The sequence below is a fragment of the Novosphingobium sp. PC22D genome (assembly GCF_002556635.1).
Classification (GTDB): domain Bacteria; phylum Pseudomonadota; class Alphaproteobacteria; order Sphingomonadales; family Sphingomonadaceae; genus Novosphingobium.
The window spans coordinates 1-833 of sequence record NZ_MWMO01000056.1 but is presented as its reverse complement, the minus strand read 5'-3'; the positions used below and the strand labels follow the sequence as shown (position 1 = coordinate 833).

General features: G+C 59.9%; 1 protein-coding gene. It reads right to left on the bottom strand.

The window, feature by feature from the left end:
- Positions 1 to 10 precede the first annotated feature (10 nt).
- A protein-coding gene (locus B2G71_RS23595; RefSeq protein ID WP_098109097.1) for an IS5 family transposase occupies positions 11 to 768 on the bottom strand; the annotation gives its coding sequence in 2 pieces (ribosomal slippage) (positions 11 to 435 and positions 435 to 768; 759 coding nt in all).
- Positions 769 to 833: the final 65 nt, after the last annotated feature.

Genomic DNA, 833 nt, shown 5'->3' with positions numbered 1-833 from the left:
GACTCGTTGATCACAGCCAGAAGAGCACGGTCGCGGCCAGAGCGAGTGTCGAAAAGAAGACTGTCGGGCAGCGATCGTATCGCGTCGCCACACGGCGCCAGTCCTTAAGTCGGCCGAACATGATCTCGATGCGGTTGCGGCGTTTGTACCGGCGCTTGTCGTATTTGACGGGAAAAGAGCGGGATTTCCGGCCTGGGATGCAGGGCTTGATGCCCTTTTGCTCGAGCGCGTCCCGGAACCATTCGGCATCATAGCCCCGGTCTGCCAGCATCCACTTGGCTTTGGGTAAGTCGTCGAGCAGGGCCGCAGCGCCCGTGTAATCGCTGATTTGACCTGCGGTAATGAAGAAGCTCAAGGGACGGCCGTTGGCATCGGTGACGGCGTGTAGCTTGGTGTTCATGCCGCCCTTGGTCCGCCCGATCAGGCGCCCAAGGGCCCCTTTTTTACCCCAAGGCTGGAAGCCGTGCGGTGAGCCTTGAGATAGGTCGCATCAATCATAATAGTCTGGGGCTCAGCCCTCTGGGCGGAGAGGCCTTCCATCATTCGGGTGAACACTCCCATCTCGCCCCACCGCTTCCAGCGATTATACAAGGTCTTGTGAGGCCCATATTCCCTGGGTGCGTCGCGCCAGCGCAGGCCGTTGCGGTTGACGAAGATGATCCCGCTCAGCACCCGCCGGTCATCAACACGGGGCTTCCCATGGCTCTTGGGAAAGTAAGGCGAAAGCCGCGCCATCTGCTCATCCGTCAGCCAATACAGGTTGCTCATGCTCAGTCTCCTTGCGGAGCCTGAATCATATCGCCGCCTGGCAATCAATGGGTCCTGAGCCTAGC